This is a genomic window from Microcoleus sp. A2-C3, assembly GCF_036706065.1.
In the GTDB taxonomy this organism is placed as follows: domain Bacteria; phylum Cyanobacteriota; class Cyanobacteriia; order Cyanobacteriales; family Microcoleaceae; genus Microcoleus.
Window position 1 is genome coordinate 1 of sequence record NZ_JAUBVX010000042.1, and the last position, 17,344, is coordinate 17,344.

Consider the following 17,344-nt stretch of genomic DNA (forward strand, 5'->3'; position numbering starts at 1 on the left):
AGTCATTAGTCATTAGTCATTAGTCATTAGTCATTAGTCATTAGTCATTAGTCATTAGTCATTAGTCATTAGTCATTGGTTATTAGTCATTGGTCATTGGTTATTACTAAAAATCACCAACTAATACCATTTAGAAAAAAGCTTGCTACACTAGAATAGTTGAGTTTGTTTAGCCCACCTAATGTGTAAGGTGCGTCGCACGAGATATCTGGCATGAAATCCGAGGAATTGTTCGTAGCGACGCACCCTACAGCTACTGTTGCAGGATTTTGGAAAAATGGTATAACCACTGACAACTGCTTTCCTACCAACTACCAACTGCTTTTCTACCAACTACCAACTACCAACTACCAACTATCAACTATCAACTGTCAACTGTCAACTGTCAACTGTCAACTGTCAACTGACACCTATCCCAATAAATTCGAGCCACCTTATCCCCCGGATTTTCGCGCAAACAATCCGCAAAAAGTCTCCCAGCTTCCCCAAAACTCTTCAAATTGTACAAAGACAAAGCCTCAGCAAACACTTCCAAAGTAGCCATTTTTTTCGCTTTAACCTCCGGCAAATCCGCATCAAAAACCTCATAAACAGTCACCCATTCAGACTTCCCCTTAACCTGAACTTTATCAATTACCCGAATTGCATAATCAGCAGGATTAGTCAAGCCATCGAAAGTCTGCTGAGTAATTAACAGCGACACCCCATAATTCTTCGTCAAACTTTCAATCCGAGCAGCCAAATTAACCGCATCGCCAATCACAGTACCGTCCATCCGGCTGTTTCCGCCAACAGTACCCAGCATCAAAGAACCAGTATTAATTCCCACCCCAATCTGAACCGGCACATCGCCCGCAGAAGTGCGCTGTCGATTGTATTCAGCAAGAGTATGCAGCATCGCAATACCCGCTTTCACCGCATCATCCGCACCCTCGCTAAACAAAGCCATAATTGCATCGCCAATATATTTATCAATAAACCCCTGATTTTCCACAATCAGCGGTTCCATATAACTTAAATATGAATTTATAAATTTAAAATTTTCTTGCGGTGTCATCTGTTCCGAAAGAGTAGTAAAATCGCGGATATCCGAAAATAAAATCGACATTTCCAACTCCACTGCGTCTCCCAATTTAACATCAACAATACTGTCACATCCCAAAAAAGCTAAAAACTGATTTGGTACAAAGCGACTTGTCGCTGCAACGATTTCTAATTCTGCATCCAGTGAAAGTTCCAAACTGCAATTAACCTCAAAGAGTTCCTCAATGAACTTTTTGCGCTCTTTTTCCGCTTTTTTGCGATCCGTAATATCTAAGAGAGTATTAATAGCATAGGTAACTTTTGCGTTGATATCATAAATGGGAGTTGCAGAAATTTCTACGGGAATAATTTGATCGCCGTTATGCACTTCTATATCGTCAGCGGTGGCATTTTCCCCCCTCAATGCCCGCACAATCGGCAAATCATCGGGAGGATATTCTTGATTAGTACCTGCTAAATAGGTTTGATAAACCTCTGAAAATTGCTCGGAATTCGTATCCGGCACAACTCCTTTACCAAATATTTCTTTTGCTTTCTGATTCACATAGTAAACTTTGCCATCAGCGTCCAAAACTCCCACCCCAATCGGCATTGCTTCCAAAAACTGCGTCAAGCGATTTTCATTTTCATGAAGTAGCGTAATCAGCAAGGCTTGCTCGCCGTTGAGATGCGCCAATTCCTCATTCATTTGCTGAAGTTGTACATTTTGTGCTGCCAGTAGTTTATTTTGAAGATAACTGTTTACTGCTTCTTTTACTGTTAAACTCAAGTCTTCTCGTTGCCAGGGTTTTGATATATAACGATATAAATTTGCATTTTTGATAGCATTTCCCACCGCTTCAATATCTGCTTGCCCTGTCAGCATGATTTTGATGGTTTTGGGCGAGATTAGATGGACTTGTTTTAATAGCTCATCTCCCTTCATCTCCGGCATGATATGATCGGAAATAATTAAGGGTACTTCATACCCATCTGACAGTAATTCTTCCAGCAACTCTAATGCTTCCTCCCCACCCTCGGCAATTTCGATCAGATAAGCATTGCCGACAGCTTCTTGGAGTTCTGTTTTGAGACTTTTGAGTACAGTATTGTCATCATCTACACAGATAATTACCTGTTGTTTCATATCTTCGACAAACCAGATTTAATGGTTTCCAGCAAATCGGCCTCTGACCAAGGTTTAGATAAGCAACTATGGAGGTTAGCCTGTTTTTTTGCTCGGTCAATTGCTACTTTATCAGCTTGACCTGTGAGCATAATTTTAATAGCCTGGGGGTAGTTTTGATGAATGCGAATCAGCAACTCATCTCCCTTAATACCGGGCATTAACCAATCAGAAATAATTACTATAACCCTGGCTTCTTCTTCGTCATAGAGTTCGCGGATTACATCTAAGGCTTCTTCACCATCTTCGGCTCCTTCATAGGTGTAGGCATCCCCAAATTCTGCTGCTAGCTGCGTCCTGAGACTGTCTAACACCATTCTTTCATCGTCAACGCACAAAATAACTGGTTTAGACATCTATTTGTTCTCCTTTTTAATTGTCCTTAGTAGCAAAACTCGCCAAAGTAGTAAAAGTGTATTAGTAGACTCGATCGCATTTTAAGATGCTAGTTGGCGATCGCCCGGAGGACAATCATCTTAGTTTTTCACCAAAATATTTGCTTGCAATCCTCTTGGGAGAGTTCAAAAACCCGATTTCTTTGTTCGGGTGCGATCGCCAACTAAATCCCACAAGCTGAGCGATCGCCAAATCCTCTCCCCTTCCCAGTCGCCGAAACCAAGCAATCTAGATGCGTAGCAGCTTAGCTGAGCATAACGCATCGTACTACGGTTTAACATCAATTTCCCGTACAATCCGAGTTATTTGCTTCAAAACGTTTTAACATTTGCCATCCTCCCAATGGGGTAGATTGCAGCTTAGCCCCAAGCCAGTAACACCCGACCTAATTTACTGCGTTATATTGTGCCGGAGATCCTTGACTTGCTCAAACAGCGCTCATTGGCAAGAAAATATGAAATGTAGTTTGGCCCGGAATTGATTCTACCTCTATTTTCCCCTGATGTTTCTCAACAATCTTCTTGACAATATCTAGTCCCAAACCGCTGCCTTCTCCAGCAGGCTTAGTCGTAAAAAACGGGTCAAATATTTTCCCTTTAATCTCTTCTGCTATCCCCTTACCGCTGTCGCTAATGCTAATCTTAGCTTGCCCGGATTGCTCCACCAACTCAATTTTTAGCGTACCTCGATAATCCATTGCTTGCAAAGCATTGTGAATTAAATTCGTCCAAACTTGATTCAGTTCGTCTGGATAGCACATTATTGGTGGGATATCGGCGTAGTTTCTTACTACCTGAACACCTTGTTTAAATTGATTTTGATAAAGGGTTAAAATTGTTTCAATGCCTTCTGTAATAAGGGCTGCTGTTTTTTCTCCAGACTGTTCGTAGTGAGCATAAGTTTTCAAGGCAAACACGACTTTCGATGCTCTGTCTGTGGCCGTGTTGATAGTAGCGATGCCTCTTTTTAACTCAGAAAGTTTGTAGGCGATTTCTAGTACGTGCAAGCTATTTGGTTGTTGCAGCAGCGGCACAAAACTATCGATTTCACTATACACTCCCATCATTACTAGGCGATCGGCTGCGATATCTGAATCTGCTATTCCTAATTCTTGCAGTTGGCTTCTCAAAGCTCTTTTCAATTTGCGTTCTTCTTTCGTTGATAAGTTTGTTTCTTGTTGCAGGGAACGCTGGAGTAAATTCAAAAAATTCTGCGCTTTTTCTGGGGAGAGAGATTGAAACAGTGCGGGAAACTGTTCTAGAGTTTGATTTAAGAACTTAGAAACATTGCCGGCAGAGGAGCGAATTGCACCGAGGGGAGTGTTAACTTCGTGGGCAACTCCGGCAACAAGTTGTCCTAAAGCGGCCATTTTTTCTGCTTGAATCAATCCTTCTTGGGTGGTTTCGAGTTGTTGCAGAGTATCGCTTAGTTCCTGATTTTTCTGGTGCAAGGCTGATTCAGCTTGTTTGCGATCGCCAATTTCTCGCCAAACTGTGTGTAGAATTTCTTTATCGTCTAAAGGAATTACTGTCAGCAATACTTCTACCCAAAAGTTTTCTCCGTCGGTGCGGCGGTACATCCATTCAAAGCGGTGACTTCCTCGCAAGAAAGCTGTGGCTGTCATTTCCTGAGCTTTCTCGAAAGACTCTCTACCGTCAGGTTGAATCTCTGGGGAAAGTTGAGCCGGATGTAGGGAAAGAAGCTGTTGTTTGTCTGTGCAACGCATCATGTTAACCGTTGCGGAGTTGCAATCGATAAAAGCGCCACCATCTAACAGCAGAATCGCATCGCCGGATTGCTCGTAAAGTTGTCGAAAACGAGCTTCTGACTGCTGTAATTCTTGGGTTCTTTCTGCAACTTTGGTTTCTAAGTTGGCATAGAGTTGGGCGTTTTCTATGGAGATGGCGGCTTGAGAGGCTAAAACTTGTAAGACTGCTAATCTGTCGGGAGTAAATGCACCTGTTGTCAGATTGTTTTCTAGGTAAAGAATGCCGATCGCCTTTCCTTGATGTTGAATTGGCAAACACAAAACTGACTTTGGTTGATGCTGGATGATATAAGAGTCAGCCGCAAAGGTAGCCTCAGTAGTCGCATCGTTTATTACCCAGGTTTCTTGGGTGCGCGAGACATAGTTAATAATTGCGATCGGAATTTCGTTAGAGTCAAGAACGTGAGTTGATTTTAGGTTGCACGATTTACCACTAACACATTGAGCAGCGATGAAAAATGAATCTCCTTCTATCAAAATCATAGAGCCTTTTTCGGCTCCCGCATTCTCCATCATCACTTGCATCAAAGTGAAGAGCAACTTATCGAGGTTAATTTCTCCTGACAGTGATTGAGATGCTTTGATTACTGTTGCCAAATCCAGAACTTCGGAAACACTGGAACTGCTAGGTGTAACAGTTTCAGTCATCATTTTGGCAATTGTCTCGCCTGTCTTTAAGCTCGTTTTCTGATTTAAAATAGGCGCAAGTAATTGGGGATAGCACTTTTCTAAATCCTCAATTTTTGCCTTAGATCCCCAGCTTGCATAGGCATAGTAAGCATGAGTTAAGTAGACTTGGGCAATTTTCTCTTTGCCCCAGGTTAGATAGAATTTTGCTGCCAGCTCATTACTCAGTGCTTCTTCTTGGATGTACTCGTTTTCTTTAGCTCCTTTTATGGCGCGATCGTATAAATTCATTGCTGCGACTGTGTTGCCCAAAACTCGTGCTTTCTCAGCTTCTACCAAGTCATATTTGTGCTGAAAATTCATGGGAGCAGATTGCGCCCATTTGCTAAGTTTTACTTGGTTTTTTTCTACTTTCAATAGTCCTAATTCTGGTTCTAAGTTAGCAATCGAAAGTTGCACTAAAGAATCGTAATAATAGAAGATTGGCTCATTCATGAGTCCCAAACAGCTACCTAGAAAAACTTCAGCGTTAGCTGCATTTTCCAAGGCTAGTTGGTGGCTATTAAATAGATAGCAAAGAATAGTTTGGTGAAGATAGATAAACTGCATCCCCGCTCTATCGTTAGCTTTTTCAAGAATAGGCAGTATTTCCGAATTGTTATATACTTCACCTATTAAAAATAGTGGATTTTCTGATTTGCCTAATAAATTTAGCACTGATTGCCACAATATCTTCAGCCAGGTTAACTGAGTTATTTGCCGATTTTTTGCAATTACATAACTGTAGTTTTTTATCTCCTTTTCAAGTCCTGCCAGTTCTTGTCCAGCAAAATAGCCATATTGGCATTTTATTATGGCACAAAAGCTGAGGCACGCTAAATCTCCATTTTCAAAACCGCTCTGATAACCTGCGGCAAAAAGTGGCTGAGTTAAGCGCAGATGCTGTCGCCCATGAACTGAATACATTGCTACTTTCAATAACACAGCAGTCTTGGCTTTTTTAGCATTTAAGTGGGCGATCAAATCAACAGCAAAACAGCCATAGCGATAAGCTGCATCTAAGTCTCCGAGTACAAAATTGACAGCCATAACATAATCTACAAAAGCATAGGGTGAGAAAACTGAATGACCATATTCAAGTAATAAATTCACTTCTTCGCACCCCATGTACGGCTTTAAAGGATGTGCAGTCTGAGACACAGCAGGAGTCAGAGTGCACATAATTTGTAAGGCAGCTAATTTGTAGGGATCTGTCATGGAAGGCAGGTTTAGTAGTTCCTCGTTACTTTTTCCCGCTAAAGCATCTGCTGTTGCTTTTACTGTTTGTTGAATTTCTGCATGAGTTGGTGATGCCGGCAAGTTTACTCCGAGTAGAGGCAACACTTGCAAACCAATTTTAATCGCTTCAAGTTGTTTGGTTGCTGCGATGCAGGCTAAAATTTTAACTTCATATACTTTGACTTTATCCAAAATGGTTTTTGCGTGTTGCAGCACAGTTGCAGCCAATTGCTCCATCTGTTCAAAGTCGGTGCTGAGGTAGGCAGCTTCAGTGGATTCTACATACAAAAAAAGCGTCAAGTCATAACTAATTTGCCAGCTATCTTTTGCCAGGAGTTTCCTACCCGCCGTCAAATATTTTATGGAAGCTGCATAAGCCGTTGAAGATTTCGCTTTACGTCCCGCAATTAAATTCAACTGAGCTAGTTCATCTCTTTCTATTTGATGGGTAATTAACTCCATCCCAATATTCAACTGGTTGACAATATCAAAAATCTTCTCTTCTTTTTCTGCTTCTGTAGGGGCGGTGCCCCCCTGCCCGCCCTTCCTCAACAACAGTTGTCCAATTTCGAGGTGGGTGGACTGTTTTTGGGATTCGGGAATCAGAAGATATGCGGCTTGCTGCACTCGGTCATGTAAAAATTTGTAGGGAACCGATAACTCCGACGCTTGTGCAATTTCAACTGATTCCGAGTCCTGAAAAAACTTGTAAACTTCAGTAATCGGCATAACTAACCCTTCTTGCAAAGCTTTCCACAAATCAGCCGCTGTCTCACTCTGAGATTTTTCGTGAACAATTGCCAGAGTTGCTAAGTCAAACTCGTTGCCAATACAAGCTGCAAGTTTCAGAACATTCTGGGTATTTATCGGCAACTTTTGCAACTGAATAGCCATAAACTCGACTACATCATCGGTAAAAGCTAGCGTCCTAACTTGGGCAATATCGCATTGCCAACCCCCCCTTGCCCCCCCATTACCAAGGGGGGGCAAGGGGGTAAAATCAAATGATATTAATCCATCTGCGTACAGAGATTTGAGAAATTGAGTAGCAAAAAAAGGATTGCCTTTAGTTTTGGTGAAAACCAGTTCTGTCAGAGGAATTGCCCTTTCTAGTGGACAAATCAGGGTATCAGCAATCAGGCGATTTAGGGAATGGTGATTTAGGGGTGCTAACGTAATTTGGTTTAGTGTTGCCGAGTCTTTACGAATCTCATCTAAGGTTAAAATTAATGGATGGGCCTGAAACACTTCATTGTCCCGATACGCTCCCATTAACAACAGATAGCGGGTATCTGTTTCACTCATCAACAACTGCATTAGCTTCAATGAAGCGGAGTCTGCCCACTGCAAATCATCCAAGAAAATCACTAACGGATGTTCTTTTGTGGCGAAGACTCTGATGAATTTTTGAAATAATAGATTGAAGCGATTTTGAGCAGCATTTCCCTCTAGTTCTGGCACTGATGGCTGCTTGCCAATTAGTCGTTCTAATTCGGGAATAACCTCAATAATGACTTGACTATTGTCGCCTAATGCTTCTAATATTTTAACTCGCCATTTCTGCACCTCAGCAGCATTTTCGGTGAGTAATTGCCGCATTAAATTCTGGAATGCTTGCACCCAGGAAGAGAAGGGTATATCACGCTTGAATTGGTCAAATTTTCCTTTAATGAAGTAACCCCGTTGGCGGACAATGGGTTTGTGAACTTCATTAACGACGGCGGTTTTGCCAATCCCGGAAAAGCCAGCAACTAGCATGATTTCGCAAGTGCCTTCGCTGACGCGATCGAATGCCTCTAATAGCGTCTTAACTTCAGTTTCTCTACCGTAGAGTTTTTCGGGAATCACGAAGCGATCGCAAATATCCCGATTCCCCAAGACGAACTCGCTAATAGTCCCATTCTCTTGCCATTGCTGCCAGCAATTTTCCAAGTCGTAGCGCAGTCCGCCAGCACTTTGATAGCGTGACTCTGGAGTTTTTGCCATCAATTTCATGATGATATTATTCACCATCACTGAGATAGCTGGAACCCAATAGATTGGGGGATTGGGAATCCTGGCAATATGACAGTGAACTAACTCCATTGGATCGGTAGAGTTAAAAGGTAATTGCCCTGTAAGTAGTTGGTAAAATGTGACTCCCAGCGAGTAAAAGTCGGTGCGGTAGTCGATACCCCGATTCATTCTTCCCGTCTGTTCGGGGGACATATAAGCTAGGGTTCCTTCTAAGACATTTGGATTTTGGATTTGCTGTTTTTCTCTGGGTAAAAGAGAGGAAATACTGAAGTCAATTAATTTAACTTCTTTAGTTTGAGGGTTAATGATAATATTCTGGGGCTTGATATCTTTGTGAATAATTCGGTTGTGATATAATCCTTCTATGGTTTGGACAATCTGAATCGCGATGGGCATAAATTCATCTAGCGGTAGGGGCGAAGTATGGGGGGAGGAAACCTCAGAATTACTTGATAGGATATTATCTAATTGCTCTGGATTAGCGGTATACTCAGCAAGGGAAACACCACCAACATCCTGCATTATCAGAACAAAAGCATTGCGGTAGTTTAAGAGTGCAATGGGTGTGACAATTCCTGGAAGGTCAAGATTTTTGGTAATTGTGTATTGATTCCGAAACTGCACGAGTTCGCTAAAAGTTGGATACTCGCTCAATAGCAGTTTGAGAATTACTTTTTGGTTTAACTCAGAAAGTCCTCGATAAACCTGTGTTCTAGAGCCATTGTAGATTTGCTCAATGATGCGATAGCCGGGAAGTGTTAACATATTATCAGTCATGGTGAAGAGGTTAAATAAAGATGCTATAGATGCTACCGCAGCGTGAAGCGGTAAGGTGCGGATTGTGCGCCCTATAGAATAGAGTTTATGCGCCCAGGACTATTAATGTGAAATTCTTGGTTTTTCAAATTTTATATATAGCCTTTCTCACTTTAGTGAAGTACAAATTTTGACCTTAAAAACTTGACTATGTAAGGGTTACAGCATACCTCAGCATACCTCATCTTTCTGAGAAAGGCTATAATGGCGCTGGAATTAGCTCGGTTTTCCAACGCTATTTTAAATTTTTTGACAGGGACTAAAGGATGTGCGATGAAAAACAGACACACCGTAACGTTCTAAAGCCAATTTATGTTTTTTTGTACCATATCCTTTGTTATTTGTCAAGTCATATTCGGGATACTTGAGGGCCATTCGCAGGATTAATTCATCGCGCCAAACTTTGGCGACTATGCTAGCAGCGGCAATCTGAATCGATCGCGAATCACCCTTAATCATCGTCTCTTGTGCGATCGCCAAATTAGGTATTCTTTGATTCCCGTCAACCAAACACAAATCCGGCGTGACATTCAACTTCAAAATCGCGCGCTTCATTGCCAACAAAGAAGCCTGCAAAATATTCAGGCGATCGATCTCCCGCACCGAAGCCGCACCAATTTGACAGTCAACCGCCACAGCCCGGATTTTGATAGCTAACCGACTCCGGGCTGTGGCACTCAACTGCTTGCTGTCGCGCACCCCGCAACTTACTAATTCATCGAGAACCTCGTCGGGCAAAATGCAGGCCGCAGCCACCACTGGCCCGAACAAAGCTCCTCTTCCGACTTCATCTACACCTGCAATTATTCGAGGGAGAGGGGAGGAGTGGGAGAGGGGGAGAGTGGGAGAGGGGGAGAGATGGAAAGATGGGAAGAGAGTAAAAATTTCTGCTTCTTCCCTCTTCCCTCTGCCTTCTGCCTTCTGCCTTCTGCCTTCTGCCTTCTGCCTTCCCTCTTCCTTCATATCACTCATCCAAAACGGCTGATGAGCGACGACGGCGGCGGCGGTTGATGGCAGGTTCCTCGGGTTCATTGAACTCGATCGGCTCATTGAACTCGATCGGCTCATCGAACTCGATCGGCTCATTGGACTCGATCGGCTCATCAAACTTGATCGGCTCATCGAACTCGATCGGCTCATCAAACTCGATCGGCTCATCGAACTCGATCGGCTCCTTTGAGAAAGCCATCACCTCGTCGGTTTCCTCCATCTCCTCAAAATCATCGGTTTCGTCGATCGAACTCTCGTCGTAAATATCCGCCTCATCATCCTCAAAAAATTCAGGCTCAACATTCTCAGTTACAGACATCTCTGCATAATAATCCTCTTCCTCAACATCCTCTGCTCCCGCCGACGGTTCAAATTCAAATTCGAGTTGCTCAAAAGGAGGCTGATTCGGGGGATTTCCGGGGAGTGTCACCGAAACGATCACATTCTTAGGATTTTTCGCGCTGCGATCCGTCAGCACCAAAGGAGAAACCCCCATCAGAGCATAAACATCCTGTTCCTCTGGCGTCATTTCCACCGAAATCACCTCAGGAGGCTCCACCATCGGCTTCAGCAGCTCAGACTTAGTTGGGCGCACGCGATCGAAATCCTCGCGCCTGCCAACAGTCGTCATATTCACCACCAACCCGAAGCCCTCCGAAGCTGCCCGGATGCCGGGGGGAGCCTGATACTCAGAGCGCGTATCCACGACGGGCGCACTCGAAGTATTCGGCAGCCGCAACTTGCTGCGCACCGGTTCCTCTTCCACCACCGGCACGGCAAAAGGCTCTTCGCCAATGCGGCGCCGCCGTCGCCGTCTGGTTCCGTTGCCCAAATCCTGATAGCTGGGATGGTTGAGCAAGTCTAAAGCCGAGGCGTTACCGCCAGTTTCAATAAAATCCAAACTTTCGCTCTGAGGTTCCCAAGCAGCCCGCTGTGGCTCTGGAGAACGTTCTTCTCTGACTGGTGCAGCAGTGGCAGCAGCCACAGGCGTTAAGCTGCGACGTTCCACTCCTTCTGGCAAGTTCAACATCACCCGGTTGGAGGTAGCCACAGTGCGATCGGCCGATTCTCGCACCGCTGGAGCCATGTCATCTTCGCCGGGGAGTTGCACCAGATGACCCAACCCGCTGCAAGTAGGGCAAGTGTGGCCGAATAACTCGTAAATATTTTGACCTTGGCGTTTGCGGGTGAGTTCTACCAGTCCCAATTCCGACAGTTGAGCGATTTGTGGCCGAGATTTGTCAGCTTTCAGGGCTTTATTGAAATGTTCCAGCACCTGCAACTGATCGCGGCGGGATTCCATGTCAATAAAGTCAACAATAATCACCCCGGCAATATTGCGTAACCGCAGTTGTCTAGCAATTTCCGTTGCTGCTTCGCAATTTGTCCAGAGTACCGTTTCGCGAGCTGTGGCCGATCGAGTAAACGAACCAGAGTTGACATCAATCACCGTCAAAGCTTCTGTGGGTTCGATAATCACATAACCGCCCGAAGGCAAGTCTACCCTTGGTCTGAGGGCTTCTCGAATCGCAGCGTTGACGCGGAAAAATTCTAAAATCGAGGCGCGCTCTCGGTGGTGGTCGATCAAAACTCCCGCAGGAAGTTTACCGCCATTCCAGCTCATCAACTGCTGCTTGACTCGCTTAATCCCATTTTGCGAGTCCACCACAATCCGATTCACGTCACCGCTGAACATATCCCGCAGCACCCGCTGGATAAAATCGTCATCGCGGTTGAGCAGTGCCGGTGCCCGCGTGGAACCACCTTCGAGTTGAACGGTTTCCCACTGCTTTTGCAGGACTTCCAAATCTTCCATGATGGCTTCTTCGGTCTGGCCTTCGGCTTCGGTGCGTACCAGCAGCCCCATCCCGGCTGGTTTCACCAAAATTGCTAGGGCTCGGAGGCGGTTGCGCTCGACTTCCGACTTGATTCTGCGGGACAGATTGACTCCTCTGCCGTAGGGCATCAGTACCAAATAGCGGCCCGGCAGGGTAATGTTGCCTGTCAGCCGCGGGCCTTTGCTGCCCGTCGGTTCTTTCATCACCTGTACCAGCACTTTTTGCTGCGGGGTGAGGAGTTCTGTAATTGCTCCTGCCGATCGCTTGAGCCGCAGTGGGCCAAGGTCTGTGACGTGCATAAACCCGTTGCGTTCTGGGTCGCCAATATTGACGAAGGCTGCATCTATCCCAGGGAGTACATTTTCAACAATTCCCAAGTAAATATCACTGACTTGGTGGCTGCCTGTGGCTACCACGAGTTCTTGGATTTGATCTTCTGAAAAGACGGCAGCAATGCGATGCTGCTCTGCTATAACTATCTGCTTTGTCATTCATTTTCCTCAAAAAACTGGCAGCAAGTTAGAGACACTAACGCTGAAAAGTGCCTCTGACTTTAACTGTAATTAGTAGTAGTTTGAAGAGTTATTAGCTGTGAGTTGGTGCAGGGTGGAAGGAAATTTAACTGTTAACTGTTCACTGTTAACTTAACTATTAACTGTTACAAATTAAGTACCTAAACCCGCCCTTACAGAGTTATGAGTTATGCTCAGCAGATAAATCTGAGAGATAGAAATAAGGAGGCTTTTATCGAGTTAGCAATATTGAGTTTTAAGTTGAGAATTGCTTTCCTCAATACTCAGAATTCAACACTTGCAACTCTTCCTTTGAACTCAGCGAATAAATTCAGTGACACTCCCACCAATTTCTTAACACACAACTCAACCCAAAAAACTGATAACTCCGCTTGTCTGGTGGTTGAGGGCTGGTTTTGAGCGAAAGTAAGTAGGAGTGAAAGCGCCTAGATTTTTGTTGAATTCTTGCGCGATCGCACTCAACAGACTCTACTCTTGGCATTCGACTGCAACCTCCGCCCCTGCCAACCCTAAAACCTTGTCAAAAACATCTATTGTTGAATACCCGCTCTGCGGCTTGAACCATAAGATTTTTGAATAAGCCGACGATCTACAACCAGTCGATCGATCGAAATTAATCAATCAATTTGGTTCATGCTCCGCTCCTGCGGGTTTAGCGCTAGATTTAGCCCGTGAATGTACAAAAAGGCTTGAAGTCTTGAACAGAAGCAGTTTGCACCCAGCCCGCGTTGCTGGTTGACTCTTAGCGACGAGCGACTAAAGCGCTCAAGCCGCTGCGGCTTCCATAACAAGCAATTATAGCTTGACACGACACATCCCGACGAAAGCCGAAGGTGAAATATTCCACCACGGCTTCCCTATTTTAACCATAACTCAGGATTAGCTGACTGCGCTGAACTTGCACAAGTTGAATTTCTTGCTGGCTGACTTGTTCCAACATGAACACAAGATGTTCTGGCTTCAGCAAATTACCATCGCTGCGACAACTGCCGGTATAGCGCAAGACGGCTATACTTTCAGATTTACCGCCATTCGCGCTAGTTTCTGGTTGCTGCTCTACAAGCTCTAGTTTATGCAGCCGATCGCGCAAATTCACATCCTGAGTCTTACCCGACTTAGTAGTGTGCACCCGCCAAAAAGCCTCTGTTTGGACGATCGTCCGAACCCAAGCTTCCCAATTCGCATCAGCAGCGACGCAGACAGGAGCAGAATTCTCACCTTCTAATTCAGGATTTTCTGCCAACGAGCCTGTTGCTGCGACAGTAATCATGTACTCAGCGGCTTCTAACAACTGACTAGCAGAAGGAGCTTTGAGATCGATCGACTCAACCCTGTAAATCGGGATATTTTCCGGCAGAGTCGCCGCCAATTTTTCCCGAAACACATCAAGATCGATCGACTCAGTGAGTTCAAAATCAGCAATTTCCCCAGTGCTCGTAACACCCAGAGGCAGGGCATTTGCCACAGAAATTCGAGGATTCGGGTGAAAGCCACCGGTAAACGAAATCGGCAAATCGGCCCTGCGGACAACTCGATCGAACAATCGGAGCAAATCCAAATGACCAACCAAAGCCATATCGCCCACCTTTCCAAACCAAACCCGAAAACGCTGTTTCCGTTCCGTATTCGGCACAAACTCCCCAGCAAACTCAGGAATTGGCAGCGCATCCACAACCACATTGTGTCCGAAATCCGTGCCACAAACCCCGCAGCGCGAACACCCTTCAAAGGAACAATCAGGAACCGTCGCGGCTTCTAAAGCCTTTTGCAAGTCAAGTTTGAGCCAGTTTTTATCAATTCCCGTGTCCAAGTGATCCCAAGGCAGAGGCTGATCGAGAGAGAGGGGGAGAGAGGGGGAGGGGGAGAGGGGGAGAGAGGGGGAGGGGGAAGAGGGGGAGAGGGGGAGAGGGAGGGAGGGGGAGAGGGAGGGGGAAGAGGGGGAGAGGGGGAGAGGGAGGGAGGGGGAAGAGGGGGAGAGGGAGGGATAAGAGGAGAGGGGGAGAGGGGGAGATGTGGGAAAATTTTCCTTCTCCCCTCTTCCTTCTTCCTTCTTCCTTCTTCCTTCTTCCTTCTCCTCTTCCTTCTCAAACAGATTCCACTCGCCGCTTTCAACTTGGCGGTATTTCCAAGTAAGGCCAGATTCATCGATCGCCTGAGTCCAAGCCTTGTAAGCTTTATCCAAACTTTCCCACCACGCATCCATACCAGCGCCAAGTTCCCAAGCGCGGTGGATTACAGCGCCCAAACGTCGATCGCCCCTACCGACAAAATCCTCCATCGCCGAAATCCGCACATCAGTATAATTCACCTTAAGATTTCTCATCCCGCGAAATTCACCCTTCAGCAATCTTTGCTTGCGAGAAAACTCAGTAGTAGAAACCGAGTGCCACTGAAAAGGAGTGTGAGGCTTCGGCGTAAAATTAGAAATCGTCAAGTTAAAATTCAGTGTCCGCCGGCCATCCAGCCTGCATTCCCTTTGCAGCCAGCGGACTGTTTCGGCGATTCCCAGCACATCAAAATCTGTTTCCCCAGGCAAGCCGATCATAAAATACAGCTTGATTTTATCCCAGCCGCGATCGACCGCAGTTTTGACACCCCGCAACAATTCCTCGTTTGTCAAACCTTTGTTAACAATGTCGCGCATCCGCTGAGTACCAGCTTCCGGCGCAAAAGTCAAACCGCTTTGCCGCGTACCACCGAGAATGTCAGCAATATTATCGTCAAATCTGTCAACCCGCTGGCTGGGTAGAGACAGAGAGATATTTTTGTCTTTCAGGCGGTTTTTGATTTCCATCCCGACTGCTGGGAGTGCCAGATAGTCGGAACAACTCAGGGAAAGCAGGGAAAACTCGCTGTGCCCGGTGGCTTTCATTCCTTGTTCGATCGCTTCTACGACTTGTTGCGGTTCCACATCGCGCGCGGGGCGAGTCAGCATTCCCGGCTGACAGAAGCGACAACCGCGGGTGCATCCCCGGCGGATTTCGACTGTTAATCTGTCGTGCACTGTCTGAACGTAGGGCACTAAGCCGATCGAATAAGCTGGTATGGGAGTCGCCACTCGACGTAGAATTCGATCGGGAACTTGCGGGCGGTTGGGATGAACAGAACCATCGGCCGCCATATCGTAGAATTGCGGGACATAAACGCCGGGAATTTGCGCTAAATCCAGCAGCAATGCTTCTCGGCTCAAATTATTAGCTTTGCCTTCTGCCAAAATCAAGCCAATTTCCGGCAGCAATTCTTCTCCATCTCCCATTGCGATGAAGTCAAAAAAGTCAGCGTAGGGTTCGGGATTGGAGGTGGCGGTTTGTCCGCCAGCAAAAATTAGCGGCAAATCTGCGCCATTTTGGGCATTTGTCGCTCTTTCTTGCCAAGTTAGGGGAATGCCGGCTAAATCCAGCATTTCCAGAATGTTTGTGGCTCCGAGTTCGTAGCTGAGGCTGAAGCCCAGAATATCAAATTCTGTGAGCGATCGCCTGGATTCTACGGCAAACAGGGGAGTTTTAGTCGATCGTAGTTTTGCTGCTAAGTCTGGTGCGGGCAAATAAGCTCGATCGCACAACTGTCTCGGCCCAGCATTCAAAATATTGTAAAGGATGATGTGTCCCAGATTGGAAGCACCAACTTCATACACTTCTGGATAAGTTAGCACCCAGCGTACAGACGCTGCATCCCAAGGCTTGCGCACAGCCCCTAACTCGTTTCCTAGATAACGAGCAGGCTGATTGATTTCTGCTGTAAGTAATTCTTCGACTTTTACTGCCACGGCTCGACTCGCTAAATACTTGCGACTCTTAAGCAGCCTACCTTAAAATCTGCCAACACGCCAACGGCAGTCTTCTCTCTTTGGGGGCGTTTAACTGAAATTGCTGTATTTTGTAACTTGTTTTCACCGTTGAGTACATTCTAGGAGTGCTTGTTTACACACGAATTGGTGGCTTCAAAGCTTTCGACATTTTCAAATATCTCAAAAACTCGATCGAGTTGGCTGAGTTCCAGAATCATTCTTATCCCGGCGGAAACTGAGCAAATACTAAACCGTCGCCGCATTTTTTTCGCCTGCTTGAGGCCGGAAATCAAGGCCATCAAACCTGCACTGTCAATTAATGTAACTGCGCCCAAATCCACGACTACTGCTACAACTCCGGGGGCTGCAATTGCTGTGGTTAGTTGCTGTCCGAATTTTTCGGCTGTGGCTGCATTCAGGTGGTCTAGGGGTCGAATCACCGTAATTGGTTCCTGGGCAAGAAGTGTCATATATCAAACCTATGGTTGCTACGTATTTTCTACTACCGTACTGGACGGGCATCAGCCTAAACCTACTTAACACTTACGAGCCTAACTTGCTCTGAGGAAAACCGACCAGTAGTTTTGAGTAGTTTACTGAATCTTTATTTATTTACTCTTTTTTATGAAACTTTCTGCAATATTTGGGGAGTAAAGGTAAGCTACTATACTATTTTTTATTTATGCCAGCAAGTTTAGTCTTGGCAATGGTCAAAATTGCGATCGACTTTGCCCTAGCTGTTAGGTTAAACTGAGGAATGTAATTGAAATCACTTGTTAGTTCTGATTTAGATCACGCGCCTGATCGACTGTTTAGATGATAATCAAACTGTACGGAGTTCTCCGAGCTAATATGCAAGCAACCTATGCTATTCGTCATCTTGTAGAAAAAGCCCTCTACATTAAGCAGTTGACGCCTGACATTGAAAACGAAATCAACTACGAGCTCACCCGTTTGGGCTACATCTCGGATATTGATTATGAGGCTTTAGAGTTATTAATGGATGAAATGGATGCTGGCCGGGTGCAATTGGTATCTAGTCGATAGTTGGAACCGGACGGCACAGGAAAAATTCAATAGCAAAAC

The 17,344-nt window shown here is 45.4% G+C and carries 9 protein-coding genes; 1 reads left to right on the forward strand and 8 read right to left on the reverse strand.

The window, feature by feature from the left end; all coding sequences use genetic code 11:
* Nucleotides 1–385 precede the first annotated feature (385 nt).
* From QUB66_RS21130 to QUB66_RS21165, 8 genes are all read right to left on the reverse strand, one after another.
* Complete coding sequence (locus tag QUB66_RS21130) at nt 386–2,170, reverse strand: adenylate/guanylate cyclase domain-containing protein (RefSeq protein ID WP_332969626.1); 1,785 nt, start codon at nt 2,168–2,170, stop codon at nt 386–388.
* A complete protein-coding gene (locus QUB66_RS21135) occupies nt 2,167–2,565 on the reverse strand; it encodes a response regulator (RefSeq protein ID WP_332969627.1) in 399 nt (132 codons plus the stop codon). The genes QUB66_RS21130 and QUB66_RS21135 overlap by 4 nt, the downstream gene beginning before the upstream one ends.
* 165 nt (nt 2,566–2,730) lie before the next feature.
* Complete coding sequence (locus tag QUB66_RS21140; protein ID WP_332969628.1) at nt 2,731–2,886, reverse strand: hypothetical protein; 156 nt, start codon at nt 2,884–2,886, stop codon at nt 2,731–2,733.
* A gap of 146 nt (nt 2,887–3,032) precedes the next feature.
* Nucleotides 3,033–9,059 carry an ATP-binding sensor histidine kinase gene (locus QUB66_RS21145; RefSeq protein WP_332969629.1) on the reverse strand — a complete coding sequence of 2,009 codons (6,027 nt, stop codon included), beginning with the start codon at nt 9,057–9,059 and terminating at the stop codon, nt 3,033–3,035.
* Between the two features lie 291 nt (nt 9,060–9,350).
* Nucleotides 9,351–10,073, reverse strand: coding sequence for a ribonuclease HII (locus QUB66_RS21150; RefSeq protein ID WP_332969648.1), 723 nt, complete (start codon nt 10,071–10,073; stop codon nt 9,351–9,353).
* Nucleotide 10,074: 1 nt separating this feature from the next.
* Nucleotides 10,075–12,429 (reverse strand): Rne/Rng family ribonuclease, encoded by a 2,355-nt coding sequence (locus tag QUB66_RS21155; RefSeq protein ID WP_332969630.1) that lies wholly within the window; start codon nt 12,427–12,429, stop codon nt 10,075–10,077.
* Between the two features lie 904 nt (nt 12,430–13,333).
* Complete coding sequence (locus QUB66_RS21160; protein ID WP_332969631.1) at nt 13,334–16,237, reverse strand: TIGR03960 family B12-binding radical SAM protein; 2,904 nt, start codon at nt 16,235–16,237, stop codon at nt 13,334–13,336.
* Nucleotides 16,238–16,377: 140 nt separating this feature from the next.
* Nucleotides 16,378–16,728: an STAS domain-containing protein gene (locus QUB66_RS21165; protein WP_265235433.1), complete on the reverse strand. Its 351-nt coding sequence runs from the start codon at nt 16,726–16,728 to the stop codon at nt 16,378–16,380.
* Nucleotides 16,729–17,110: 382 nt separating this feature from the next.
* On the opposite strand from QUB66_RS21165, the gene QUB66_RS21170 reads away from it, so the two are divergent.
* Entirely contained in the window at nt 17,111–17,305 is a 195-nt protein-coding gene (locus tag QUB66_RS21170) for a hypothetical protein (RefSeq protein ID WP_193975465.1), read from the forward strand.
* Nucleotides 17,306–17,344 lie beyond the last annotated feature (39 nt).